The sequence below is a fragment of the Rummeliibacillus pycnus genome, from assembly GCF_002884495.1.
In the GTDB taxonomy this organism is placed as follows: Bacteria; Bacillota; Bacilli; order Bacillales_A; family Planococcaceae; genus Rummeliibacillus; species Rummeliibacillus pycnus.
The window spans coordinates 659981-684469 of sequence record NZ_KZ614145.1 but is presented as its reverse complement, the minus strand read 5'-3'; the positions used below and the strand labels follow the sequence as shown (position 1 = coordinate 684469).

General features: G+C 33.6%; 27 protein-coding genes and 1 other annotated feature. Of the genes, 13 read left to right on the top strand and 14 right to left on the bottom strand.

Going from position 1 to position 24489, the window contains the following annotated elements:
* Window positions 1-641: 641 nt before the first annotated feature.
* A complete protein-coding gene (locus CEF14_RS03460) occupies window positions 642-1055 on the bottom strand; it encodes a carboxymuconolactone decarboxylase family protein (protein WP_102691569.1) in 414 nt (137 codons plus the stop codon).
* 134 nt (window positions 1056-1189) lie between these two features.
* On the opposite strand from CEF14_RS03460, the gene CEF14_RS03455 reads away from it, so the two are divergent.
* Window positions 1190-1630: an Lrp/AsnC family transcriptional regulator gene (locus CEF14_RS03455; RefSeq protein WP_102691568.1), complete on the top strand. Its 441-nt coding sequence runs from the start codon at window positions 1190-1192 to the stop codon at window positions 1628-1630.
* Between the two features lie 156 nt (window positions 1631-1786).
* Here CEF14_RS03455 and CEF14_RS03450 read toward each other — a convergent pair whose 3' ends face one another.
* Window positions 1787-2992 carry an MFS transporter gene (locus CEF14_RS03450; RefSeq protein ID WP_102691567.1) on the bottom strand — a complete coding sequence of 402 codons (1206 nt, stop codon included), beginning with the start codon at window positions 2990-2992 and terminating at the stop codon, window positions 1787-1789.
* A gap of 64 nt (window positions 2993-3056) precedes the next feature.
* Window positions 3057-3319 (bottom strand) — a binding site (T-box leader).
* A gap of 332 nt (window positions 3320-3651) precedes the next feature.
* Here CEF14_RS03450 and CEF14_RS03445 point away from each other — a divergent pair.
* Window positions 3652-4587, top strand: coding sequence for a bile acid:sodium symporter family protein (locus CEF14_RS03445; RefSeq protein WP_102691566.1), 936 nt, complete (start codon window positions 3652-3654; stop codon window positions 4585-4587).
* Window positions 4588-5023: 436 nt separating this feature from the next.
* Here CEF14_RS03445 and CEF14_RS03440 read toward each other — a convergent pair whose 3' ends face one another.
* The 4 genes from CEF14_RS03440 to CEF14_RS03420 form a co-directional block, all read right to left on the bottom strand.
* Window positions 5024-6991, bottom strand: a complete 1968-nt coding sequence (locus CEF14_RS03440; RefSeq protein ID WP_102691565.1) for a TRAP transporter permease — start codon at window positions 6989-6991, stop codon at window positions 5024-5026.
* Between the two features lie 11 nt (window positions 6992-7002).
* Complete coding sequence (locus CEF14_RS03435; RefSeq protein WP_102691564.1) at window positions 7003-7962, bottom strand: TAXI family TRAP transporter solute-binding subunit; 960 nt, start codon at window positions 7960-7962, stop codon at window positions 7003-7005.
* Between the two features lie 1021 nt (window positions 7963-8983).
* Window positions 8984-10396 (bottom strand): DUF4179 domain-containing protein, encoded by a 1413-nt coding sequence (locus CEF14_RS03425; RefSeq protein WP_102691562.1) that lies wholly within the window; start codon window positions 10394-10396, stop codon window positions 8984-8986.
* The gene (locus tag CEF14_RS03420) at window positions 10378-10929 is read right to left on the bottom strand and encodes a sigma-70 family RNA polymerase sigma factor (protein ID WP_102691561.1); all 552 of its coding nucleotides are present in this window, start codon (window positions 10927-10929) and stop codon (window positions 10378-10380) included. Before CEF14_RS03420 ends, CEF14_RS03425 begins: the two co-directional genes overlap by 19 nt.
* A gap of 645 nt (window positions 10930-11574) precedes the next feature.
* On the opposite strand from CEF14_RS03420, the gene CEF14_RS03415 reads away from it, so the two are divergent.
* Window positions 11575-12030 carry a staygreen family protein gene (locus CEF14_RS03415; protein ID WP_102691560.1) on the top strand — a complete coding sequence of 152 codons (456 nt, stop codon included), beginning with the start codon at window positions 11575-11577 and terminating at the stop codon, window positions 12028-12030.
* Between the two features lie 299 nt (window positions 12031-12329).
* Here the strand turns inward: CEF14_RS03415 and CEF14_RS03410 are convergent, their stop codons facing one another.
* Window positions 12330-12686: a hypothetical protein gene (locus tag CEF14_RS03410; RefSeq protein WP_102691559.1), complete on the bottom strand. Its 357-nt coding sequence runs from the start codon at window positions 12684-12686 to the stop codon at window positions 12330-12332.
* A 295-nt stretch (window positions 12687-12981) separates the two neighbouring features.
* Here CEF14_RS03410 and CEF14_RS03405 point away from each other — a divergent pair, with 295 nt between their 5' ends.
* Window positions 12982-13713 carry an AzlC family ABC transporter permease gene (locus CEF14_RS03405; protein WP_102691558.1) on the top strand — a complete coding sequence of 244 codons (732 nt, stop codon included), beginning with the start codon at window positions 12982-12984 and terminating at the stop codon, window positions 13711-13713.
* The gene (locus CEF14_RS03400) at window positions 13710-14030 is read left to right on the top strand and encodes an AzlD domain-containing protein (protein WP_102691557.1); all 321 of its coding nucleotides are present in this window, start codon (window positions 13710-13712) and stop codon (window positions 14028-14030) included. Before CEF14_RS03405 ends, CEF14_RS03400 begins: the two co-directional genes overlap by 4 nt.
* 76 nt (window positions 14031-14106) lie before the next feature.
* Here CEF14_RS03400 and CEF14_RS18900 read toward each other — a convergent pair whose 3' ends face one another.
* On the bottom strand, window positions 14107-14253 hold the full coding sequence (locus CEF14_RS18900) for a hypothetical protein (RefSeq protein WP_170061430.1): 147 nt from the start codon (window positions 14251-14253) through the stop codon (window positions 14107-14109).
* Window positions 14254-14633: 380 nt separating this feature from the next.
* On the opposite strand from CEF14_RS18900, the gene CEF14_RS03395 reads away from it, so the two are divergent.
* The gene (locus tag CEF14_RS03395; protein ID WP_102691556.1) at window positions 14634-15812 is read left to right on the top strand and encodes a cation:proton antiporter; all 1179 of its coding nucleotides are present in this window, start codon (window positions 14634-14636) and stop codon (window positions 15810-15812) included.
* A 37-nt stretch (window positions 15813-15849) separates the two neighbouring features.
* Here CEF14_RS03395 and CEF14_RS03390 read toward each other — a convergent pair whose 3' ends face one another.
* The 5 genes from CEF14_RS03390 to CEF14_RS18895 form a co-directional block, all read right to left on the bottom strand.
* On the bottom strand, window positions 15850-16341 hold the full coding sequence (locus CEF14_RS03390) for a DUF1572 family protein (RefSeq protein ID WP_102691555.1): 492 nt from the start codon (window positions 16339-16341) through the stop codon (window positions 15850-15852).
* Between the two features lie 18 nt (window positions 16342-16359).
* On the bottom strand, window positions 16360-17193 hold the full coding sequence (locus CEF14_RS03385; RefSeq protein WP_170061429.1) for a DUF2785 domain-containing protein: 834 nt from the start codon (window positions 17191-17193) through the stop codon (window positions 16360-16362).
* A 314-nt stretch (window positions 17194-17507) separates the two neighbouring features.
* A complete protein-coding gene (locus CEF14_RS03380) occupies window positions 17508-17693 on the bottom strand; it encodes a hypothetical protein (protein ID WP_102691553.1) in 186 nt (61 codons plus the stop codon).
* 65 nt (window positions 17694-17758) lie between these two features.
* Complete coding sequence (locus CEF14_RS03375; protein ID WP_102691552.1) at window positions 17759-18235, bottom strand: hypothetical protein; 477 nt, start codon at window positions 18233-18235, stop codon at window positions 17759-17761.
* A 253-nt stretch (window positions 18236-18488) separates the two neighbouring features.
* Window positions 18489-18647, bottom strand: coding sequence for a hypothetical protein (locus CEF14_RS18895; RefSeq protein ID WP_170061428.1), 159 nt, complete (start codon window positions 18645-18647; stop codon window positions 18489-18491).
* A gap of 334 nt (window positions 18648-18981) precedes the next feature.
* Here CEF14_RS18895 and CEF14_RS03370 point away from each other — a divergent pair, with 334 nt between their 5' ends.
* The 3 genes from CEF14_RS03370 (at window position 18982) to CEF14_RS03360 (ending at window position 21094) form a co-directional block, all read left to right on the top strand.
* A complete protein-coding gene (locus CEF14_RS03370; RefSeq protein WP_102691551.1) occupies window positions 18982-19722 on the top strand; it encodes a GTP pyrophosphokinase in 741 nt (246 codons plus the stop codon).
* Between the two features lie 26 nt (window positions 19723-19748).
* On the top strand, window positions 19749-20219 hold the full coding sequence (locus tag CEF14_RS03365; protein ID WP_102691550.1) for a DinB family protein: 471 nt from the start codon (window positions 19749-19751) through the stop codon (window positions 20217-20219).
* 503 nt (window positions 20220-20722) lie between these two features.
* A complete protein-coding gene (locus CEF14_RS03360) occupies window positions 20723-21094 on the top strand; it encodes a nucleotide excision repair endonuclease (RefSeq protein ID WP_102691549.1) in 372 nt (123 codons plus the stop codon).
* A 125-nt stretch (window positions 21095-21219) separates the two neighbouring features.
* On the opposite strand, the gene CEF14_RS03355 is transcribed toward CEF14_RS03360, so the two are convergent.
* Window positions 21220-21489, bottom strand: coding sequence for a hypothetical protein (locus tag CEF14_RS03355; protein ID WP_102691548.1), 270 nt, complete (start codon window positions 21487-21489; stop codon window positions 21220-21222).
* 242 nt (window positions 21490-21731) lie between these two features.
* Between CEF14_RS03355 and CEF14_RS03350 the strand changes: the two genes are divergently transcribed.
* From CEF14_RS03350 to CEF14_RS03335, 4 genes are all read left to right on the top strand, one after another.
* Window positions 21732-22235: a sigma-70 family RNA polymerase sigma factor gene (locus CEF14_RS03350; protein ID WP_245890034.1), complete on the top strand. Its 504-nt coding sequence runs from the start codon at window positions 21732-21734 to the stop codon at window positions 22233-22235.
* Entirely contained in the window at window positions 22236-23546 is a 1311-nt protein-coding gene (locus tag CEF14_RS03345; protein WP_102691547.1) for a DUF4179 domain-containing protein, read from the top strand.
* A 58-nt stretch (window positions 23547-23604) separates the two neighbouring features.
* Entirely contained in the window at window positions 23605-23853 is a 249-nt protein-coding gene (locus CEF14_RS03340; protein ID WP_102691546.1) for a hypothetical protein, read from the top strand.
* Window positions 23854-24026: 173 nt separating this feature from the next.
* Window positions 24027-24482 (top strand): hypothetical protein, encoded by a 456-nt coding sequence (locus CEF14_RS03335; protein WP_102691545.1) that lies wholly within the window; start codon window positions 24027-24029, stop codon window positions 24480-24482.
* Window positions 24483-24489: the final 7 nt, after the last annotated feature.

The window sequence follows — 24489 nt, the reverse complement described above, 5'->3', positions numbered from 1 at the left end:
AAACAACACCCTGAACTAACCTTTTGTCAAAAAGGACTTTTAACACTTAAAAAACAATTGACCATAAAATATGATCAACTGCCTCTTTCCTCTAAATATTTTAATATTTCTTAAAGCTAAATATAAATGTAAAACTATGCCAAATTACACTTCATTCAATCTGAGTGTGTAAGCAAAAATTCTAACTTTCTATTTATTATTGTATAAAACGTCCAATTATTTAGTTGTTTTTGAAATTCCATATTTCACTGTTTTAAGTAAAGTTTTTTTCGAATGTTTCTTTATATGAAGTTTCAAATTTAACGGATAATGTATACATCCGACATTTCACCATTAAAAGCACCAATCCCAGTAGCAGTTCCTATCATTTTAATTAAATTTGTTCTAGGTGCTTTAGGCTCTTGATTCTTTGTGGCTAAAAATTAATAAGGGAACATCTAATACTGTAATAAAGGAGAAAATTGAAAAAGTATAAATTGAATTTTCAATACTGTAAATAGATAATAATAGATCTCCTAAAGACCGAACAATTACGTTACCTAATCTACTCAATCCTATAGTACCTATTTAGAAGTTGCTATTTGATCAGTTAATATGTCCAGCATTCAAAAAAACGCCCAATATCTGAATAAGGAAATTGTTTATTTTTCAGGTTTCAATTTCATCATCGCACCAAAATATTGTGAAGCAGTCGTAAAAGAAATAAATGCGCACAATTCACTTATTTCCTCTTCGGTGAAACAATCTCTCAAAATATCAAAAAATGAATCATCTATGTCACCCTTTTGTTTTAAAAAGACTTCTGCAAATCCTACTGCAATCGATGTTTTTTCATTAAACTTATCAGGATCTGGATTTCCTTTTGCTTTACAATACTCACACCCATTACTTTGAGCTAATGTTCTTCTCACTTGTTCCTTTAATTGAGATGTTAATAATCCATCTTTTTCTAGCACATCTCCTAACTGATTCCATCCTTCCATTACATCTTTATTGTGCCCTAATAGTCGTTGAAAAGGTGTTTTTCCTAAATTAGATTCCATAATTCTTGCCATAAAATATTCCTCCTTGTTATAGTTGAATATGAATTAATTATAGAAAATAAAATAACTAAATCACATTAAATTCATAATAATTATCAAATAAATTCTTTTTAAATTTGATGATTTTCGGAGGAAAAACTTTAAAAATGAAAATAGATGAGATTGATAAAAAAATTTTAGATGAACTACATCATAACAGCCGTTTATCAATGAGCGAGCTTGGAAGAAGGGTGAATCTGTCTTCCCCATCAGTAACTGAACGTGTTAAACAAATGGAGTCATTTGGAATTATAAAGAAATATACTCTAGAAATTGATTATGAGAAATTAGGTTTACCCATCCAATGTATAATTGAAGCGACAATCAAAAATGGGGATTATAAATCTTTTAAAAATTATATCGAGAAACTTCCGAACGTTGAATTCTGTTATAGAGTAGCAGGAAGCGCATGCTATATGCTAAAAATGCAGTTTGAAACATTTGCTAAAGCTGAAAAATTCATCGATGAAGTAAATCCAATCGCACAAACTGTAACACATTTTATTTTTTCACAAGTTCCAACGAATTTAAAAATTAATATGGATTGAAGAGTACATAGTTGAAGTAGCACTCATCCTAGATAAAGAAAGAGCGCAATTTCTACTCTAGAATTGCGCCCAATCGTAATAGAAGGTTAGCCAGATATTTCTGATTGACCTGTTACTTTATGGTCTTATTTGTGAAGATCTTAACTACTTTACTCGTTAAACTTTAAAATATTCCTGCCGTTTTGCACCTGATACAGCTTTTAATACCAATAACCCTAATAAGAAGAAGGCAAATGAACCTATTAACCCCACAGGACGGATCGAAGTTAATTCAGCAGCTAAACCGATTAAAACCGTTAAAGTAACAATGCAACCTGCTTCAATGACACTAAAGATGCTTCCGAATCTTCCCATCATCCTCACAGGAACATGATTTTGGTAGAAAGTCAAATACCCTGTATTCGCAAACGTTACAGCAAACCCCATTAAAAATACACTAGGCGCTGCACTAAAAAAGCCACTCGAACTATAAAAAACGATATAACCGATTGAGGTAAAAATGGTACCAATACCTATTAAAAGATTAACTGCAAGTTGTTTTGAAAATACTGAATTAATCATTGATCCCACTATTATTCCAGCGCCAAAGACACTTAATAAAAACCCATAATTGGTGTCTGACATTGAAAGTACTCCTTTAGCAAATGCGGCCTCGAGTGAATCTATTGCAGTCATAAATATAGTAGTACCAGTAAATAATAAATAGATTTTTGTGACATAGGTATCGCCCTTACTGAAATGAAAAACAATCCGAAAATCATTTTTTATCAAATTCCAACTAAATCTTTTCCTCTCATTCTCTATAAGTCTTCCATCAACATTAGGTAGCATCATGATAATAAGAGCCGAAAAAAAGAGAGCCACTGCATTCATATGGATGGCCGTATAAGGAGTACCCATCCAAAATAAAATCCCAGCAATGGCAGGGCCTATTAGTGAACCACAAGAGTTGATAAAACTACGTAGTGCATTAAAGCGTTGCCGATCTTTTTCAGGTATTAGTTTAGTCATATAAACCATAGATGTAGGTTGAAAAATAGCACTTCCCATATGAATGATAAACGCTAGTATATAAACATAAATAAGTGAAGGTAAAAATGGTATCAACGCAATACATATTGCTCGAAAAACATCTAAGCCCATCATAAGTAGCCGTGTATTAACACGATCAATCAAACTACCTGCCCAAGCATTCGAACATATAGTTGCAATTGGACCTAGTATATATAATAGTGCAATTGCAAGTGGGGAACCTGTTTCATTTAATATCATTAAATTTAGTGCGATTAGGTAAACCCATGCACCCACATTTGAAATTCCTATTCCCCCTAATAGTATTAAAGGATACTTCCATCTGGACATAATCACCACTCCTATTTTATTTTTTGTAAAACAAAATAAAAAAACTCACCCCCAAGATATTTATCTTGGGGGCGAGTCATATCGCGGTGCCACCCCAGTTCATCTCTACATTGCTGCAGAAGCCTTATCGAGTACGGCTTTGTGAATAAATCACCTGCGATACTCTATCTCTTTAACGTGAGAATACGTTGCATCATCATTGTTCCAACAAACAATCCAATGCACAGCTCCAAGCCTTGTTTCAACACATTTCCCATCCCTCTTTTTCAGCTACCAGAGGTCTCTGTAGATAGTACGTATGTTTACTCTTCTTTTCATAGCTTTTTATATATAATTTTGTAAATTTTATACTATTTTAAACGAAAATTCAATACAAAAAAGAAGATCATTAATTATGTCTATTACAAATGTGGAGGCATTTTCATTTATAGTATTGGGGTTACAGAAATTATTTACTTCAGTATTACCACAGCTTATTCTTATCAAACTAATCTGCCCCATTCGTTTAAGTATATTGTATATTTGTTTACAATCTCATAGCGATTTTAACATGAATTTCAACTTTGTTTGGAAAACTTGCTCCAATCAGTCATTCTATAAAATATAATTGACTTCTATTAATGTGATATGCTAAATAAAAAAATAAAGAAGGTCTTCTTATGTTAGAAAAAGTAAATGGTTTTCTTCAAAAATACATAGCTATTTTAACGCCTATTAGTTTAGTAGTGGGGGTTTTGTTGGAACATGTGGGACAACATTTAGTATTCCTTGTAGCTTGGCTATTTGCTTTTATGACGTTTACTGGAAGTTTAAAAATGAAATTCAAAGATGTAAATGTCTTTAGAAAACATCCATTATTTATTTTATTCACGATTGTATTTTTACATATTTTGATGCCTTTATGGGCTTATGTCTTATCTACTCTTATTTTCGATGATCATTTATTAACAGTTGGATTTGTTTTATCCGTTGCTGTTCCAACAGGTGTAACCAGCGTCATTTGGATTAGTATTTGTAAAGGAAATTTACCTCTTGGGTTATCTATTATTTTAATTGATACGCTACTTTCACCATTGATCATGCCATTATTGCTATATATGGTTTCAGGTAAAAAGATTCAATTGGATGTTTCATCACTCGTGTTAGATTTGATTTTAATGATTGTCTTACCAACAATCTTAGGTATATTCGTCAATGAATTATCAAAAGGTGAAATACCTAAAAAAATCGGCAAAAAATTAGCGCCATTTTCAAAACTATCTTTATTGACCGTTATTATGATTAATAGTAGTGCAATTGCACCTTTCTTAAAAGATTTGGATCTTCATTTAGTAGGCGTTCTTCTATTAGTTTTTACCATTTCTGTATCAGGGTACGTTTTTGCTTTACTCATTGGTCGTTTTATCATAAGAAACTATCATCAAATGACGACTTTAGTATTTACAGGTGGTATGCGAAATATTGCAATTGGTGTCATTGTAGCAACCACGTATTTTCCAAGTAAAGTAGCCATGCCTATAGTGTTCGGAATGCTGTTCCAACAAGTTTTGGCATCACTATTCAGTAAAGTCATCTTAAGAAGTGCTCGTGAATAATTTTATACAACAAAAAGGGATTATCCCCTGCAGTTTGCATTCTGTAGGATCTATAAATATGGTATTTTCAATATATTTGTATACTAAAAAGGATCAATTAAAAAGACCGCCGTTGTTGGTGCGTCGAACGGTCATATCGTTTGTTGATTCCTGCTTCAAAATGGAAAAGTAACTCATCAAATCAGCTAACTAACGGTGATCTGACCCCAAAAGTTGGACATTTCAATTTAATAGTAGGTAACTTTCTCGGTGGTAAGAATCCTGAATTGAACAGGGCTCTTACCACCGAGTTTTTCTTTTATTCTCTCATTTAAGTCTATCTTTCAGCTAGTGTAGTTATGGAAAGCTTCTTCCACTAGTGCCCATACGACAATAGAGCAGACAAGATATTCGTAGGAAATAGTTTTCTCTCCTTGCCGACATTAAAAGTACTGCTTTACTCTTTTGCTAAGGATGATTCCTCATTGATCTGAGTTTCTTTTGCCTTTATGAAGAGCTGGGAGGCAACCACCCCGCCGACAACCATTAGGGAAATGATATTTACAAATAGCGTCGTATCCATCAAGCAAATTCCAGCGATCAATAACAAAATTCTTTCAATCCATAATGTATTTCTAAACAGATACCCTTTCAAACCTGCTGCCAATGCTATCCCACCAATGATGGCTGTCACACCTGCATAGATATATTCCACAACAGTTCCACCCGTTAACAATAAGGTAGGGTTAAAAATAAAGAAGAACGGAACAATGAAACCAATAAACCCTAAACGAACTGATTCAATGGCGACTTTATTTGGCGACTCTCCCGCAATTCCTGCTGCAGCATAGGCAGCTAAAGCAACTGGAGGTGTAATACTGGATAATGCCGCAAAATAGAAAGCAAACATATGAGCTGCAACAGGTGCTACTCCTAGTTTTGTTAAAATAGGAACCGAAATGGTTGCAACGATGATGTACGCAGCCGTTGCTGGCACCCCCATTCCCAGCACGATACTGATAAACGCAGTTAAAAGTGCAGCCAGCAGAACACTTTCTCCCGCAAAGCTTAGAACATTATTGCCAATGATTAACCCAATACTCGTTAATGTAATGGTAGCGATAACAATACCAACCACAGCACAAGCGATTCCTACGCTAATCGCACCTTTAACCCCTTCTACAATCGAATCGATCACTACTGAAAAACTCATTCTTGTACTCTTTCGAATGGCCGCAGCTGGTACTACGGATAGTAAAGAGATGATGGCGGCATAGATAGGCGAAAAACCGGTAAATAGCATAAGGAGTAAGATCAATAATGGGATAAATAAATGGCCGCCTTCCTTTAGAACCTTTTTTGCATTCGGAATGTTTTCCTTCGAAATACCAGAGAGTCCCATTTTCTTTGCTTCAAAGTGAACAATCATAAATAACGTTAAATAATATAAAATGGCTGGAATGATTGCCGCAAGTAGAACAATTGAATAGGAAACGCCCAGATACTCTGCCATGATAAAGGCCGCTGCCCCCATGACTGGCGGTGCAATTAATCCTCCTGTCGAAGCAACCGATTCAACAGCTCCTGCAAACTTCTTTGAATAACCTGCTTTTTTCATCATTGGAATGGTCACAGTACCTGTCGTCACCACATTACTTACAGCACTTCCACTTACTGTCGCCATTAAAGCGCTTGCAAAAACCGCTACTTTCGCTGGTCCACCTGCCGTTCTTCCGGCAATGGTCAATGCCAAGTCATTGATAAAATCTGAAAACCCGCTATTTTTTAGAAAGGCACCAAATAACACAAACACAAAGATATAGGATGCCGATACACCCAATGCTGTCCCAAAGATCCCTTGACCACCCCAATACATAAGATTTACGACACGTTCAATGCTAAACCCATAATGCCCCAACATACCAGGTATATAGGCGCCAAAGAAGTTATACGCCAAGAAAAACAGTGCAATCAGTGTCAAACCGATTCCTACGACGCGACGGCTCGCTTCAAATAATAGAATCAAAGCTAAAATCCCGACATATATATCCAACGTCGTATTCTCACCAGCACGATCACGTACAAATGTGTCATAGGTGAACAGCAAATAGAAAATAACGAACGCCGATAACCCGATACAAAGAATATCTACTATTGTCGGGAGCTTTCGATTACCTATACTCTTTTTGGTCGCCGGGTAAAATATAAAACTAAATAATAGAAGAAATCCTAAATGCCAAGCACGGAACTTCACGGCATCCATGACACCAATACTGCTCATATATAGCTGAAATATGGTCCAAATGATTGCCAAAAGTACAACTACTTTTCCAAAAATCCCGATATACTTTCTAGAGTTAAGCGTCTTCTCCTCGACTTCCACTAGCTGCTGTACATCTACATTTAATCCGTTATTTGTCGTCATTTCATTCCCCCCTATTCCAAAACGCCAATTTCTTTGTAGTATTTAATTGCCCCTGGATGCAGTGGTACACCCGCAGTTCCTTCAATTGCTTTATGAGGGTCAAACTGTTTCGCAATACTATAGGATTTCTCGAGTTTATCAACATTTTCCCAAAGCATCTTTGTCAATTCGTAGGCAGCCTCTTCTGAGACACTTTCATCAATTACGATTGAGCTATATTGACCAACCGATGTAATCGGCTTCGGTTGCTTGTCATAAGTGTTTGCTTTGATCACATATTTAAAGTTCCATGGATAGTCTTTTACAAGCTGATCAATGGCATCTTCCGAAAAGTTTAGTACCTTCGTATCAAGCGTGGAAATTAATTCTGTTGTTGCCGCAGCTGGTACACCTGAATAAATATTGACTCCATCCACCTGACCATTTCTCATCAAGTCCGTTGCTTCAGTAAATCCTACATAGTTCCCCTTTACTTCATCAGCTTTAATTCCATGTGCTTTTAATACAAGCTTAGATTCGATTTCAGTTGAACTTCCAGCCGCTCCAAACACAAAACTTTTTCCCTTTAAATCTTTAATAGATTGAATAGCATCATTATTCATCACCACAATGTGGCTAACATTTGGGTAAAGATTGGCTAGAATCCGAACTCCCTCATAAGGTTTCTTCTTAAAAGAGCCCTTGCCGTTATAGGCTTCATAGGCGATGTTAACTGTAGTAAAAGCGATATTTGCTTCACCTTTACTCATCAATTTCAAATTTTCAATACTGCCATTTGACGCTTGTGAAGCAACTCGCTTCCCCATTTCTTTTGTCCATAATGTTGAAAGACCCGCACCCAATGAGTAATAAACCCCTGTTGTTGTTCCCGTAGTGAATATAAGTGGTTCCCCATACCGCTCCGCATTACTTTGACACCCTACGAGAAGACCAATGCCTAACAATATGGTTACGAGAAATTTACCTTTCATCCCTAATCCCCCTTACGTAGTTAGTTGAATTTTGCTTTTCGTTTTTCCAGCACAGCCTTTACACCTTCTTTATCATCTTGTTATTCTGTAACAATCCCCGCTTAGGAAGAATTATCGTCTAGCGAAGAACGCAGCTAAAAGTATTAAAAAGTGTCAGGTTGATTTAATGCACTCGTTGCAATGTAGCCTTTCCCTACAAATAGTAAATCCGCTATGCCCATAACCTTCCTGTCTGGTGATGTAATCGGTGTTCATATGTGACACAGATTGCTGCATAAACTTGAAGTGTAGAAATTGCCGCGATGCAACTTGCGTCATCTCCTACCTACTCCTTTTATGCATTTTTGGTAATCATTACCTTACTTAAATAGTTTATATTTTCAGAATATAATATGTCAATATTTTTATTAACAAAAAATACGACATAAATAGAAAATAATCACTTAAAATAGCGAATTTTATATATTTGTTATCTTCGTTAATTATCTTAACATAATGCTAAATTGATGAAATTAATTCATAAAAACTTTGAATAAAATAATTTACTTTTCGTAAAAACACTTTCATAAAATGAGAAAATTTTAGAAGGAGCACGGAAAAAATGTGGGTAATCTTAATTGAAGTGAAAGATGTTTGGTGAAACTGGTACTCACGATGTATTTCATAAATTTCACAGTACAAATTCGCTACAATTGTTGTGTTTTTTATGTTGAAACTCATGTCTTTGAATGGTCGTGGTTCTACTCCAAATATTTGTTTAGATATATGGATTTTCTAATGGATCAATTTGTCGGTAACTTGTTTGAGTACATAGTTTTACATTGCCCTCAGCTATCAACTAAGCAATAGTTGATAGCTGATTAAGAACATAGGTAGTAACTCTCCCTTTAATACATACAAAAAAACTCAGTAGATTTGATCTACTGAGTTTTCTTCTAACTAACTGCATCCCACGATTGAGGAGTACAACTGTTAAACCAAATAAAGGAGTAACATTTGCAACACAGGGGTTTTGGTGCATTTACTTTAAGCCCCTTTGAAGTTCTACGGTAAATGGGGCTAATTCCTTAACTCCAATAAACGAAGAAAAATCGAATTGTAACATTGTGTTTTTCACTTTAAAACTTTTTATTTTCTGTTCGCCATCTAAATTAAATTCAGATTGAAAATGAGCTGTTTTGGCATCAATTATTTTTACTTCATTTTGGGAAATACTATGATTTTCTGAACCAACTCGGTTTTCTAGGTTCATTTTATTCAAGTACTTTTGATCGGCTAACATAAATGCATATTCCAAATTATTTTTAAATAACGCCAGTTGATGCTTACTCAATGTTTTGTTAAGCCCAAGGAATTGATAATCTATAAACAACTTTCTTCCAGCTTTTTTAATATTATTTACCTGTAACATCAAACTGGAACGTTTACTTTTTAAAACAAACGATTTATGATCCAATCTTTGTTGTACTAGAGGGTCTGCAACAGATAGCTGCGGATAGAAAGTGATGGATGAGATATCTGCTTTGAGTTTAGTCATTTCTCTCCGAATAGTGCTTTGATATCGATCTTCTTTTGGCGACTCAGAAAGTGCTGTTCCATTACCAAACCGATATACATTTCCTTGATCATCTACTGCCTTCTTTATATATAAATCATCGTCTTTATACTTCTTTACCATCTGATAGATTATTGATGACGATGCCTTTGCATCAAGTATTTCATCCATATTAATCTTAATGCCATCATCAGGGTAGTTAAATTCCTGATGAATAGCCAATTCTCTTAAATTTTCTTGTTGAATAGGAATGTTGAAATTCCATTCACCTTTGATTCCGTTAATAGAGTGAATCGATATAGGGAGAGTAAAGTTCTCTTTAATCGTCTTATATGGATATTCCATTTTCCATTGAAAATTATACCCGTCATCTGTATTCTTAATGTCTGTTGACTGATCATTCAACCAAGGGTCATTGTCCCCCCTATTATTTTCAAAGTTAACATCAAAAATTACTTCCCCTTTTTCGTTATCCCCTTTCTCAACGCTTTTATTTACAAAACCGGTAATTGAAACAACATTGCCATCAAAGTAAGCACTTGTTAGTTTTACGGTCACTCCATTCTTGGTTAAAGACTGATTTAATGTTGTCACTGCATTCTGATTCGCCAGTTCTATCCCCATGGAATCTCCAAAGTCTTGAAAGATTCCGCCAATTATTGGGGTACTTGCTAATACCTTGTTCATAGTAGGATTCATAAAACCGGAGGCGACAGTTATTCCAAGAAGAGCGGCAGCAACTGAACCTGCAAGAACTTTCTTTTTCTTTCTTTTCCTACCTTGCGCTGACATTTTTATCCCTTGATCAATAGCAGTCATCACTTTTTCCTTTGGAACAACTATTTTGTCTATTGCACTTTTTACTTCCTTGTTATCCATGGCATTTGTTCCTCCTCTTCTTTATAAGACTTCTTTAATTCAGCTTTTCCCCTGCTTAAATAAGTTTTGACAGTACCTTCGGGAATCTCCATCACTTCGCTAATGGTATTAATGGAATAATCATAGTAGTAAAACAAAATAATGGCTGTTCGATAGTTCTCTTTTAACTGTCCAATTGCATTCAAAAGATGTATTGTTTCATCCTGGTCTGACTGATCAATGAACGATAAATCAGACAATACCTCTTCTGTTAGCGGTACAATTTTACTTCTTCTCTTGAGCATTTGACCCGCACAGCGAATAATGATTCGTGTAAGCCAAGTCATAAAGTATTCTGGTTGCTTTAACGAATGAATACTAGTATAAGCTTGATATGTAGTCTCTTGAACGACATCCAAAGCATCCTCTTCATCATGAACATATAGATAAGCAGTCCGGTAGATTTGTTCATAGTGTTGCTTGATGAGTTGCTCAAAGGCTTTTTTATTGCCCTTGATTGCTTTTTTAACCAACTTATCATTCTCTAACTCCATCTCTCTCAACCCCTTTCAACTATTAGTGAATAAATCTTCAGAAAAAGTTTCAAAAATTAATAATAAATTTCTCCCTCATACCTTAAAATGTAGCGTACAAATACTGATGGTTCAGTCAACCAGTTAGTCATACAACGTTAAAAGAGCACTCAAATAGAGTGCTCCTACTGCAACAACCTATATATTTCATTTCTTCACGCTAACCTTAATTTAAAAGATTATTTACGAAAGGGATCTCCTCCGTTAATTTAATAAATTTCATTTACAAATACGATTAGACATAATATGTACTTCTGAAAAATTTCTGGATTAAATCATTACGTTTAAATTATTTTTTAAACCCCATTTACCATTTTTCTTAAAAAGAATATATAATTTGGTAAAATAACCCTTAAAAATTATACTATAAAATGTTAAGTAGCATTTATTTTTTTGTTTTTTCTATTTTACAGTTACTTCAAGAGGGTTATTTTTCCTTCTTACATGAAAATGTTCGATAGTTGTTGATAATCATTATTTCAATATTGGCTTTAAACATTCAATCTTCTATTAATTGCAACAAAATTCCACTTTTATTCGAGTTTATGTTATGAATAAACAAATCCCCATCAGCATAATGATAAAAAACGGAAAGGAGTTGATGACTTGAGCACTTTTAATCCAGAGAAACTTTCTGTGGAATACATGGACGGTGTTACTTCTACGGAACCCGTTATTCCAAGGCGTTATACCCTAACTCACTCTGATGTAACTGGAGAACTATTTTTAACTATCGGAATTCATTATGCCTGGTATAAAATTGATCCTTCTTTAAGAGATGAAGTTTTGGGAGAATGGATGAGATGTGGGAATTTCTTTTATTTTTTCGTTTATTTATACATAGACCAGGGACCATACCATAATTTTGATCCAGCAAAACGCAATGAAATCTTTAGACGTGAATTACCTCTCGCATTAACCGCTTTAAGATACGGTGATCGAACTTTCTTCAACACATACCCTCTTTTAAAAGATGCGCCCATCATTGTTACCTTTATATCCGCTTATCCAGAGTTTGCAAAGCAGGAAAATTGGGGAACTTTCCAAAACTTTTCCACTTAAATATAAAAATCTTGAATCGTTGTTTTCTTCCATTTCATCTTGATAGCAAAGAGTTAAATCTAACCTTTTTAAACGATGAAATAAAAATTAATGATAATTATTATTCAATAAACAAGCCGATATTAGAAATGGATATTTCTAATCTGCTGAAGTAGGAGAAAGACAGTTTAGATAATTGATTTCTATGTTCCTCTTTCACAAAAAAGGTATTAAAAACAAGGTGACTTTTCAACATTGGTATTAATTCTGCTTTAATACTTAAATAACCCTCAGTAGACATGTTCTACTGAGGGTTTAATCTAATCCCCGCACTCCACACTCTCCGAATGCATATAAATATTATTTTCGGTACTGCCCGTCCAACTCGTTTGAATAACTTTTCCATCAGTTACATTGTAGAAATATTTAGCTTTTGGTTCATTGTTAAAAACGACTTGGACGGTCCATTCATTTTTATGGGGTAACCAGATACCTGAGAGAGTGTGTGTTACAGTGATACTTTGCATTTCACTTTCGTAATACTCGCGATTGTTCATTAAATAATCTAATGTATCTTCGTACTTTTCTTTTTTTTCGTGATGAAAATAGATGGGGGCTGTGATTACGATTATTAGGACAATAGCTGTTATGACTTTTAGTATTCTTTTTAATGCCATCTGTCCACCCTCCAACTTTCAAAATTTTAAATGGATGTTATAAAAGATACTGTTTTAGATTACATTTTTTCTACTTCTACTTGTTTTTAAACAAGACTTACCATTTCTGTCCAACACTTTTTTGGTATTTTTAAAAAGCAACATTAGTGTGTTAAAAATACCTAATGGATCGATAAATGCCATTGTCCAACTGACACATCATGTTAGTTTTCTCCTAACTTTTCTGAAAGTACTGTAAATTATGCTAATAATAGTGTATTCTTATTAGAATATAATTTTACAAGAGGTGATTTTTTTGAATACGCCTTCGGAAACTGTTGAACAAATTCGGTTCCACGAGGAGGATTCTTTCCTACAGGGAGTAAAAGATTGCATACCCACATTATTAGGATACATAAGTATTGGATTAGCCTTTGGGGTAGTGGGAGCAGCTTCTGGATTAAGCTTGTTTGAAATTGCCTTTTTAACAGTGCTAGTTTATGCTGGCTCTGCTCAATTTATTTTTTGTGCGTTAGTCATTTCGAATAGCCCTCCATCTGCCATTATCTTGACGATCTTCATTGTAAATCTGCGTCATTTTTTAATGAGTCTTACGTTGGCACCACATTTTACGAGGTATTCTTTAGTAAGAAATGTTGGTTTTGGTACGTTACTTACTGATGAGACTTTTGGAGTTGCTGTGACAAAATGGATGCAAACGAAAAAGTTAAGCGGAAAATGGATGGATGGATTAAACTTAACGGCCTATTTAGTTTGGATTGCTTCATGTATTGCAGGCGCTTTTTTAGGTCAATGGGTTGCAAATCCTGAAAAATGGGGACTTGATTTTGCATTAACAGCAATGTTTGTTGCATTGCTTGTCCTCCAATTGCAAAGTGTCGGTAAATCGAAACTTGCCAAAAATTTATTGTTAATCGGTTTAATCGCTTTGTGTATGTATATCTTTTCATACTTTATGCCATCTCATTTAGCAGTGCTTATTTCAACAATAGTTGTCGCAACGGTTGGGGTGGTGATTGATCGATGAGCACAAATACGATTATTTGGATAATTGTTGGTTGTGCAGTTGTAACTTGGCTACCAAGAATTATTCCTTTTATCTTTGTCCGTAACGTAAAATTACCAGATGTCGTGTTAAAATGGTTGTCATTCATCCCTATTTGTATTTTAAGTGCTTTAGTTGTTGAGAATTTGTTAAATACAGATGGATCATTTGTAACTCTCAATTGGCCAGTTGTTGCTGCATTTCTCCCTACACTGATTATAGCCATTTGGACAAAAAGTTTATCTACGACAGTAGTAGTTGGTGTCATCTCAATGGCAGCAATTCGTTATCTTATATAATGTTAACGATTTAGCTTTTAAAAGAGGGGCTTGCTCATAAGTAAATTCTTAACTTATGAACAAGCCCCTTGATATCTTATCCAAAGAAATGGCCAATGAAAACCAAAACAGCAACAATAAGAATCATGAAAATCATTTCAATGAAGCTTATTTCTTTCTCTTTTTTATAACGCATTTGTTCGCGATAGAGCTTTTGAATCTGTTTCTTATTCCCAAACTTCATCTTGATCCCCCCTGCACATTGACAGAAGAATGATTTGAGAAATGAATCTGAAATGGTTTTCTTTATAGTGTATGCAAATGCTTTTACAAATTGTTTCTTTTTATGCTTCTAGTTCATTTTTTATTCTGAAATTCATCCACTCTATATAAAACGATCCTAAAGTTCGCATGATCAATAGTTCATGCTTAGCATAACTTTTAGAAAGTGAATATTTTGTAGCTTTCTATAACTCTCTTTCGAAAATTGTGGTAAGATAGAAACATATTGTTTAGAGAAAAGGGGTTAATGTCCGTTTTTTTACATACTATAAGTGACATTATATAGTCTTGAATTATTAGAATTTTTCAACTTTTTCTTTTTAGCTATTGGAGGTCAGACTTATGGAAATACTTATACAACTAGTTATTATCATATTAGCAGCTAAGATTGCCGGATATATAGCTACAAGATTTGGTCAACCTAGTGTTTTAGGAGAAATCATAGTGGGGATTTTAATAGGCCCTGCTATTTTTGGACTAATTGATAATAAAGATGAATTCCTACATACATTTAGTGAATTAGGGGTCATTTTCCTTATGTTCTTTGCAGGGCTTGAAACCAATCTAAAAGATTTAACTGCCAGTTTAAAATCTGCTTTATCAGTTGCCTCATTCGGTGTTATGCTTCCACTGATTGGTGGTTACATAGTGGGAATTGGATTTGGTATGGATCCTTCTCATGCATTATTCCTTGGGATTGTCCTAACAGCAACATCTGTTAGTATCTCTGTTCAAACTTTCCGAGAATTAGGTCAGATGAATACACGAGAAAGTGCAACAGTACTCGGTGCAGCGATTGCGGATGATATCATTGGTTTAATCCTATTAGCCATCGTTATGAGTCTTACCGTTGGAGGAGATACTTCCATTTCTCTCGTTTTGATAAAACAAGTCATTTTCTTTGCAGTGATTATTGTATGCAATTGGAAAGTGGTACCAGCCATTTCAAATACCATTGATAAATTTAAAGTTCCAGATCTTTCAATGGTATTCGCAGTCATACTTTGCTTTACATATGCTTATTTTGCAGATTATATGGGAATTAGTAATATTATTGGTGCATTCTTTGCAGGTCTATCTCTTGCTAATGATAAACACCGTGAACAATTTGAAGATAAGTTATCACCTACGGTTAGCGTCATCTTCATCCCAGTTTTCTTTGTAAGCATTGGATTATCTGTTACGTTTAGTGGAATTGGCGAACATATTTGGTTAATTGTTGTTTTGTGTATTGTCTCCGTTATTACGAAAATTATCGGAGGAGGATTCGGTGCAAAGATTACTGGCTACAACATGATGTCATCCACTCTTATCGGTACAGCAATGGTATCTCGTGGTGAAGTAGCATTGATTACTTCTAATATCGGATATTCTGCGGGATTATTCTCTCAAGAATATTTCACACCTATGATCATTGCGATCGTCTTTACAACCGTTATAACACCTCCACTATTAAAAATTTGTATCAACAAGAAAGACCAAAAAGAAGCTGCTGCTAAACAAGCTCATGCAGTACATTAAAAAAAAGCTCGTTCTCAAAATGGGAACGAGCTTTTCTTTATGCTTTTTTAGGGATACTTAATGTTTTCCATTGATCTTTTTTAATTTGTTTCCCGATATACATTATTTGTCCAACATGTGTGGCATAATGTGCTAATTGTTTATGCAAGGCTTCGATTACAGAGAGCTCCTTTCCTTTTAATAGAACATTTTTACCCAAGTCTTCTGGTGATAATTGTTCGATTGTTTCGAATAACAAAGTCCATGCATTTTCCCAAGATACCAACAATTGTTCTTTTGATGAGGAATTATCTATAAATTCATCATCCCGATTTCTTGAAGATTTCTCACCATCAGTTGTAAGAAAATCCGTACTTCTTGAAAGAATATTACCACAAATATGTTTGATTAAAATAGCAATACTATTTGATTCTGCATTTGGTATCCATTGCATTTCTTCGATTGATAATTGTGCAATCGTACCATCACCCTGTTTTTTGATGTCTGCAAAACGCGCTAAAATAGATTCTTTGAATAATTTTTCAATCATAAATTCTCCCCCTATCCTTTATCTAATTTTCATCCATTTTCCAATGAAATGTGAAACTGCACCTTGTAATTCAGGCATTATTTGTCTGAATTTTAAAGTGAAATAGAATGTTTTCATAAAATGAAGAGTTTCGGTTCTAGCTTTCAGCAATAAAGGGCTATAGCCAATCGTTTGCTTACTATATTCTAAAGAGTCAAAGACCTGTTCTACCCACTCAATAATAAGTTCTTCATCGATCTCTTTGCGAATTAAAGCCTCGATTATTTCTACAAATCGTTCTTCTTCATCATCTACATAAACGGTTCCCTTCCAAAAGCAATCCCGAATACATTGCAAAATGGGTGGGGCAAAATAGATATGAAAATTTGGATGTTGAATAAGTGCCACTATTAAATCCGCTCCATTGGCAATACCATAGGCCCACCCTTTTCCTTCAATATATCCCCTTGTATCCTTTTCTTTTGATAAGTAGAGAGTGGCGAAATCTAAAATTTCTTTATATTGTTCAGTTGATAAGAATCCTTGTTCAGCATCATTTCTTATTAAATAAGTTAGCCATAAGACAGACAAGGAACGTTGGAAAATAGAATCTGTATTCTTTTCTCCAATCTTAAAGAAAATATAGGAATCTTGCGTTAATTGGGAAACTACATATTGTTTATCAACGGATGACAATAATTCATATTGCACGAGTTCATAAAATAAACGTAAATGTTGATGATCTCGAATCCCTTCATCAGTATTTCCAATATGTACTAACATTTCTTCTAGAACCGCAATAGAATCCTTTTCTAAAAGAAGTTTACGATCAGCGTTTGACATTGCGAGAATATCGGGGATTTGGTAATTCAAGTACAACATCCTTTCTCTTTGGTGCATTCGTTTTTAAATTTTGATGTTTTTTTCTCTATCATACCAGTAAATAAGCGGAAGCTGGTACTTTATTATACTAATCGTTTTAGAAACAAGGTTTGAAGTATCTTTAGTTGCAAAAAAGAAGGGTCTGTTCCATTAATTGGATCAGTCCCTTATAGCATGAAATATTTATATGGCAAATAGTTTTTGGCGGTGCTGCACTTTTCTCTGTAAGTATAGCTATTGAATCTTTACAATCTTAAGCTATTTTTATGAAAGTGGAATTTTAGGCAACCATTTCAATGAACTTATTAAAATGGTATATCAGGTGAATGCTCTTTCATATAAAATTCAACAAGCTTTTTAAAATCTTTGTATTTAATAGTAACGTATTCTTCCCCGTCTCTATTTTCAATTGGTAGTTGAGTGCATATTTCTTCCATTGTTTTACGATAATGTTCAGTGCCATCAATCATAAACGTCCATTCTTTCTCCAAAAGACTCACTCCTTACGATTTCCATGTTGCCATTATATAATTTCATAGGGACGTGGTCAAAGATTCTAACTATTGAATTCAAATAGGGGCGAATCATCAAAATAAACATAACAACTCGCTAATAATTGATACTGATCTTCCAAAACTATACGTGGATTCATCTTTTTAATAGTGTGTAAATAGTGTTTGCTTTCGTCTGCTAATGCTTTTAAAAACGCTTCTTTCGGGTACGAGTATTTCTGAATAACCTCTTGTTTTAAAAGCGTTTTGATGATAATTTCTTCTGGATCAGACTGTAAGGAAATTTCATATGTATAAGGTTCCCCAACAGCCTTTACTTGTTGTTCATTACCTGTTTTCAAGATTTCAATTATGGCATCCCCTAAATTCAACAAAAATTTGCCATGTAATGCCGACTGAAAAAGTAATATTTTTTCATACTTTACTGCTTTTGCGAATATTTTTATTTCCTCAAAGAAAAAGTCAGGAAAATATGCTGTTCTTAATATATCCTCATTTTCTATTAAAAACTTAAGTTCCACGGTTCTCGCCTCCACATTTTCTATTATATGCATACTTTTTCTTTGTTCAATGCTATTTTTTCTATTTCTATAGTAAATAGATTAAATTGAAACAAAATGTTCACAATTAATGAGGATTTCTAGATAATAGAGTTGAATTCGATATGTTTCTTTAGAGGAAATCACTTTAAAGATTGGTTTCGAAGGTCATTCGATAAATTTTTGATAATTTAAGCGGTTTAATTGAGGAATTTTTCGTAAATCGAGTATTTTTCTATACTTGTGCGTTCATTTGTTCCATTCGATGCTTTTTTGCTTTACTTTGGGTCCTTTTCGCTTCACTCGTACTCCCTTTTGCCTCACTCGCGCATTTTTCCGCTTCACTCATGCCTGCTTTCTCTTCACAAGCACCCATGTAAAAAAAGCTATCCAATCGAATAGCTCTTTAGAGATTTTGCTTTTGTTTTTTTGAGTAGTCGTCGATGTAGAAAAAAGCTACGAAGGCTGCTAATGACAATAAATAATAGTAGCTTGCTCCATTTTTTACCTGAACCATATAAATCCCCAGTATAAAAGCAATAACAGCTATTATTCTGAGAAAAAATACTTTAATATTCATGCAATCATCTTCCTTTCTACTAAAACTTAACTGATTTCAAAAATAGGTCAATATTATTTTTAATTCTTATACTGTAATCCACGTGCGAAATCTACTAAAATTTGAGAAAATACTTGTAGAATGATTACATAAAGGCAAGGTGACATTGATGTTGAATCCTACAAAAATAGACAAAGAGAAACTTAAGAAATTTAGGACAGAAGTTACTCGAAGCATGTTACTTTACAAATTTGCACTTGATGAAATCACAACGAAGGTTAACATTTTACAGGAAGAATTTCAACTTATTCATGAATATAATCCAATTGAACACGTTAATACCCGTGTGAAATCACCTGAAAGTATTCTAAAGAAAGTTCACAAAAAAAATCTACCATTTACCATTCAATCTATTCAAGAACACATTCATGATATCGCTGGTATTCGGATCATTTGTTCTTTTGGATCGGACATCTATCGTATAGCAGATATGATTCTATCACAAGAAGATATTGAAGTCATTGAAGTAAAAGATTATATTGAGCATCCAAAACCAAATGGTTATCAAAGTCTGCATATCATTATGAAAATACCTGTATTCATGACATATGGTGAAGAACACGTCTTTGTTGAAATGCAAATTCGTACAATTGCTATGGATTTTTGGGCTAGTTTAGAACATAAAATCTACTATAAATATAACAAAAAAGTTCCTAGTTACCTAACAGATGAACTCAGAGAAGCTGCAAAAGCTGCTGCCCATCTTGATCGGAAAATGGAGAAAATAAACAATGAAATTACGCTGATTAAAGAAGCAGATCTTGATGAAGAAATGGTTGAAGAAGCAAGCGATCCTGAAAGATTGCTGTTTAATGAAATTAAAAAAGTAGGCCTTCACTATAAGCAATAGTTGATGACTAGAGAGGACTCATTAAAATGATCTTAAAATTATTTAAATATAATTGGCAAGTGAGAGAAGAATGGCTAAAATGGTGTGAAGAAATTACACATGAAGAATTAGTTAAACAACGAGTTGGCGGAATGGGTAATATTTTACATACACTTTTTCATGTTATACATTGTGAGGAATTATGGGTCAATCAAATATGTGAGGAAACCGCCATTGAAAAAAATGTGGAATCCATTAAAACATTAAAAGACGTACAAGAATATTCTTCTACTATTAAAAATAGTACATTCCATTTTTTAAACCAACACATAGAAGAGAAAACAGAAAGATCTTTGATTTTCAATTTAAAAAATGGGAAAACAAAAGAATTTTCCTATGAAAAAATTCTTTATCACATCGTTACACATGAAATTCATCATATTGGACAGTTATCCATTTGGGCAAGAGAACTAGGTAAAGTTCCCGTAAATTCCGACTTCCTCATTCGTGAGTGCTAAAAAAGTTTAACCTTCTATTTTTTGAAATGACAGAAGGCTAAACATTTTTATTCGGTCTTTTTAAAATGAATCCCCTGCTCTTCCATTTCCTTTTTCAATACCTCTAAAGTCTTTTTCCCCATTCCATGCAAATCCATCAATTCTTTTTCCCCGATTTTAGACAAAGTGAAACTTTAATCATTGGGGGTTTTCCTCATCCCCAATGATTATTAGTTGAACCAATCAGGCTTTTTACAGGCAGTTTATCTCCCACCTAACTTCTTTGCTTTCTCTGATTTTTGAGGTGGGAGTATTACTGCCCGTTACTGCGGGATAAATCTGCAATTGAATATAATCCAGCAGAATTTAATGCTCGGATTTCAGGTTTAGCTACACCTTTTGGCCATTCATTCATAAAATCCCCCATTTCAAATGCTTATTTGGTCCTAGCATATAGCTTTACTTTCTTTTCCGCTAGATTTATGTTAGCATAATTTGTATATGAAAATGAGGACGTGAATTTTTTGATTAAAATTGAATTACCAAAACCAGATGTTGTCATCCGACAACGTGAACAAAAACCAAAAGAAGGAGAAGCAATCATTCCATCCATTTACGGATTTATTGATTTCCACAAAATCCCTCGAGATAAAGGTGGCCTACTTCTTTTCTTTAATAAAGAAAATGAATTGCTATTTGTTGGGAAAGCACGCAAAATGCGCCCACGCTTAAAAAAACATTTCGAAGATAATGTTTCTCCATTGAAAAACCATCGTGATGAAGTTCATAAAATTGAAGCATTTATCGTAGATGATCCAATGGAACGTGAAATTTACGAAACATACGCAATTAACGTATTACGTGCAAAATATAATACAGATAAAGTCTTTTATTAAGATTTAGTTGTCTAGGTTCTGAAGAAATATTTTTCTTCAGAACTTTTTTCTTTCATCCCTATAAAAAATTAAGAATATTCAATATTATTATTTCTTGGGAAATTATTTTGGTAAAAACTCATTTTTTATAAACCTGTCACAACATCAAATGGTGTAGACTTTCCATTAATGTACACGTCAATGATCTCATGCTCCGGATTTTTCATTAATTTATATACATGCTGTTCAATAATATGATCTTGCGGACTAACTTCGTCTAAATTGATTTTAATCTTCCCCCCTTCCGCTTCAATAGTTGAAATAACTGACCTTTTTGAATGAAAAACGATAAATGAACTATTTTTCCCATCATTAATTAGTTGAAGTGTAGACTTTGCATCTATGTTATTTTGCACATCTCTTGGTATTTTAGATATCTCGATGAAGTTTATAGTAGTCGAATTACAAGCTATTAAAATAGAAATTGTGAATGAAAACAAAAAGCATATTTTTTTCAATTGTCATCACACTCTTTTCTTTTTCATTTCTATATCTATTTAAATTTAAGGAAAAATAATACATATTTAAAAATTTTATATAAAATAAATTGAACGTTTTTTTCATCTGTATTGTCTAATAAGTAACAGGAGGTGACCATGTGGTAAGTATCGAAATGGCAAAAAGAGCGATCACTGGAGATGAAGAGGCAATAGTAGCGTTACTCAAAGTCAATGAAGATAAATTGTATCGTATAGCATTTGCGTATTTACGAAATGAACAGGATGCCATTGAAGCCATCCAAGAGTTAACCTATCGTACATTCAAAAAAATACATACCGTAAAAAATCCTGCATTTATTCATACTTGGCTTGTTCGTATCCTTATCAATATTTGTCTTGATATGAAAAAGAAACAAGTAAAACTTATTTATAAAGAGTCAATTGAAATCAGTTATGATCCTGATGACAAGCAATTAGAAATGGCAAATCTTATTGAGCAACTCCCTATCGAGCAGCAGGAATTAATTTACCTAAAATATTTTCAAGACTTAAAGAATGATGAAATTGCCAAAATTAAGAATATCCCTGAAGGCACTGTAAAATCCAGATTACACGCTACGTTAAAAAGATTGCGGAAACTGATTGGAAAGGAGGAAATGTAGATGAACAATCTAAACGATTCAAAAATGAAAAAACTGATACAAGAACTCGATCAAATCGATCTTCCTAAAGAAACCTTACAAGTTGCTCGAAACAAAGGCTTACAACAGTTTCGTCTCGCAAAACGAAAAAAACGAAATACCTATACAACAGCATGTGGCGTTACGATCTTACTGTTGCTCTTCGTTACATGTATACGTATATTCCCTACCTTTGCACAAGCAGTTGAAAAAATTCCGGGCTTTGCACCACTAGTTGAAATGATTGGTTACGATAAAGGTGTCAAAGATGTCTTAAAGCAAGATTATTATGAAACATTAAATGTTACCGAAAACAAGAATGATCTCAAATTCACACTTCTTGGTACAATTGCAGATGAAAGTGGTATAGTCCTTTTCTATCAACTAGAAGCTCCATATGATATTTCAAAACTATATACAAAAGAAGTAAAAGTGTTACAAAATGGAAAAGCTTTAGAAAATATTTCTACTGAATATGGTTGGTCAGATAGACGAAATACAAAAATTATCAAAAGTAAAATTGAAATTGTATCAAAAGATTCGATATCTTATAAGAATCCTAAATTTACACTTAATATCTTATTTGATGGTGCGAAACAAACGAAGTTCTCCATTCCATTTACTCTCAAACATAAAATTGAACCCACTAAAACCTATGTAGTAAATAAAAAAATAGCAGTTGATGGTCAAAACATTTATCTAAAAAAATTGAATATCTCCCCTTTACGAGCTGAGGTTCAATTAGTATCCGACAAAAATAACACACAGCAGATATTAAGAATCGGTTCTATAAAGTTAATCGATGAAAAAGGCGAAAAATGGGGCAATATTGTGAATGGAACAATTGGATTTGGTTCATTATCTGATGGCAAAGCAAGTTTATTGATTCAAAGTAACTATTTTAGAAAACCAAAGAAATTAACATTAGTCTTAGATAAAATTGAAGCATTACCTAAAGGTGAAGAGTATATCGTAGTAGACTTCAGGAAAAAAGAAATCATCCAAAAACCAACATCAAATAAGTTCATATATTCCATCATTTCACCAGATACGCTTGAAGTAAACGATCGAACTAAAGATACTAACACGATCAATCAGTTCTTTTCTTATGCAATCGATCAAAACAATGAAAAGATTTATCTGGAAAGTGCTTCAGGTACACAAACCGAAGACGGCATAAAAACAACTTACACATTTGAAAAGAATAATATGAAAAATCCAGTTCGTATTTATTTTGATAGCTATCCCCACTATCTAAATGGTAAGATCGAAGTGAATATTCCAATTAAATGACATTTTGAAACTTTATGGAAAAGTAAACGTAAATAATGTTAAATAAGGAGGTGATCGTATGAAAAAGTTTTTCCTTTTTCTCATCAGTTTTATCGCACTTTTTACAGTAACACAAATTTTATCTGGTTTACTTCTTACTAACCTATACACACCTAATCTTTCTGCTTCATGGTCTTCAACAACACAGTTACCACAAACCGCTTACTTTGGAAACACTACATTTATGCCAACCTTGATACTTGCTGTTTTTTCCGTTGTTGTTGCATATTTTATGCCACATCTATTCAAAAGATTTTCAAAAAGGTAAAAGACCAATTTACCTTAACCATTCTTTGAACTATTTACTATATTCTCGTAAAACTTGTAGGTTATATTTAACAATAGATCTACTTCACTACAAAGATTGAAAACAACCAATAGGGATCTTGTAAAGAAATTGTATAGAATGCGCTAGCTATAAATGAAGGAGTAAAGATATATATGAATCTGTTTTTAAGATTGATCATTGCTTTGCTTTTCACATTTCCTCTAGCAGGTTGTATTGGAGAAGAATATGATTTTACGCCTCCTACGGTTTCACTTTCAAATACAAATGATATCCAAATAGAAGATTTGAAAGAAGCAAATATCGATTGGCGAGGAGAAAATAATAAAAGATACGAAAAAGAAACGAAAGATGTTCTGGCATTAGCAAAAAAACAAGCACAAATGTACTTTATTCCCGGGCAAAAAGTTGATCTACAGTTCGACAGTGAAGATTTTGCTATTGAAGAGTTAGTAATCACACTATGGCACAATAATAAAAAGATAGACTTGAAACTAAATGATGATCGTTCTTTCTATTTTCCAAAAGAAAAAGGTGCATATGTCATTGAGGTTAACCTTGATACGGATAGAGGGCGTGCGCAATACATTGGTCAAGTCGTTATTCAGTAAGTCAGAA

Excerpts from the sequence above, each read along its gene's own strand:
- CEF14_RS03460 (WP_102691569.1), bottom strand. The coding sequence starts at position 1,055 with ATGGCAAGAATTATGGAATCTAATTTAGGAAAAACACCTTTTCAACGA.
- CEF14_RS03455 (WP_102691568.1), top strand. The coding sequence starts at position 1,190 with ATGAAAATAGATGAGATTGATAAAAAAATTTTAGATGAACTACATCAT.
- CEF14_RS03450 (WP_102691567.1), bottom strand. The coding sequence starts at position 2,992 with ATGTCCAGATGGAAGTATCCTTTAATACTATTAGGGGGAATAGGAATT.
- CEF14_RS03445 (WP_102691566.1), top strand. The coding sequence starts at position 3,652 with ATGTTAGAAAAAGTAAATGGTTTTCTTCAAAAATACATAGCTATTTTA.
- CEF14_RS03440 (WP_102691565.1), bottom strand. The coding sequence starts at position 6,991 with ATGACGACAAATAACGGATTAAATGTAGATGTACAGCAGCTAGTGGAA.
- CEF14_RS03435 (WP_102691564.1), bottom strand. The coding sequence starts at position 7,962 with ATGAAAGGTAAATTTCTCGTAACCATATTGTTAGGCATTGGTCTTCTC.
- CEF14_RS03425 (WP_102691562.1), bottom strand. The coding sequence starts at position 10,396 with ATGGATAACAAGGAAGTAAAAAGTGCAATAGACAAAATAGTTGTTCCA.
- CEF14_RS03420 (WP_102691561.1), bottom strand. The coding sequence starts at position 10,929 with ATGGAGTTAGAGAATGATAAGTTGGTTAAAAAAGCAATCAAGGGCAAT.
- CEF14_RS03410 (WP_102691559.1), bottom strand. The coding sequence starts at position 12,686 with ATGGCATTAAAAAGAATACTAAAAGTCATAACAGCTATTGTCCTAATA.
- CEF14_RS03400 (WP_102691557.1), top strand. The coding sequence starts at position 13,710 with ATGAGCACAAATACGATTATTTGGATAATTGTTGGTTGTGCAGTTGTA.
- CEF14_RS18900 (WP_170061430.1), bottom strand. The coding sequence starts at position 14,253 with ATGAAGTTTGGGAATAAGAAACAGATTCAAAAGCTCTATCGCGAACAA.
- CEF14_RS03395 (WP_102691556.1), top strand. The coding sequence starts at position 14,634 with ATGGAAATACTTATACAACTAGTTATTATCATATTAGCAGCTAAGATT.
- CEF14_RS03390 (WP_102691555.1), bottom strand. The coding sequence starts at position 16,341 with ATGATTGAAAAATTATTCAAAGAATCTATTTTAGCGCGTTTTGCAGAC.
- CEF14_RS03370 (WP_102691551.1), top strand. The coding sequence starts at position 18,982 with ATGTTGAATCCTACAAAAATAGACAAAGAGAAACTTAAGAAATTTAGG.
- CEF14_RS03365 (WP_102691550.1), top strand. The coding sequence starts at position 19,749 with ATGATCTTAAAATTATTTAAATATAATTGGCAAGTGAGAGAAGAATGG.
- CEF14_RS03345 (WP_102691547.1), top strand. The coding sequence starts at position 22,236 with ATGAACAATCTAAACGATTCAAAAATGAAAAAACTGATACAAGAACTC.
- CEF14_RS03340 (WP_102691546.1), top strand. The coding sequence starts at position 23,605 with ATGAAAAAGTTTTTCCTTTTTCTCATCAGTTTTATCGCACTTTTTACA.
- CEF14_RS03335 (WP_102691545.1), top strand. The coding sequence starts at position 24,027 with ATGAATCTGTTTTTAAGATTGATCATTGCTTTGCTTTTCACATTTCCT.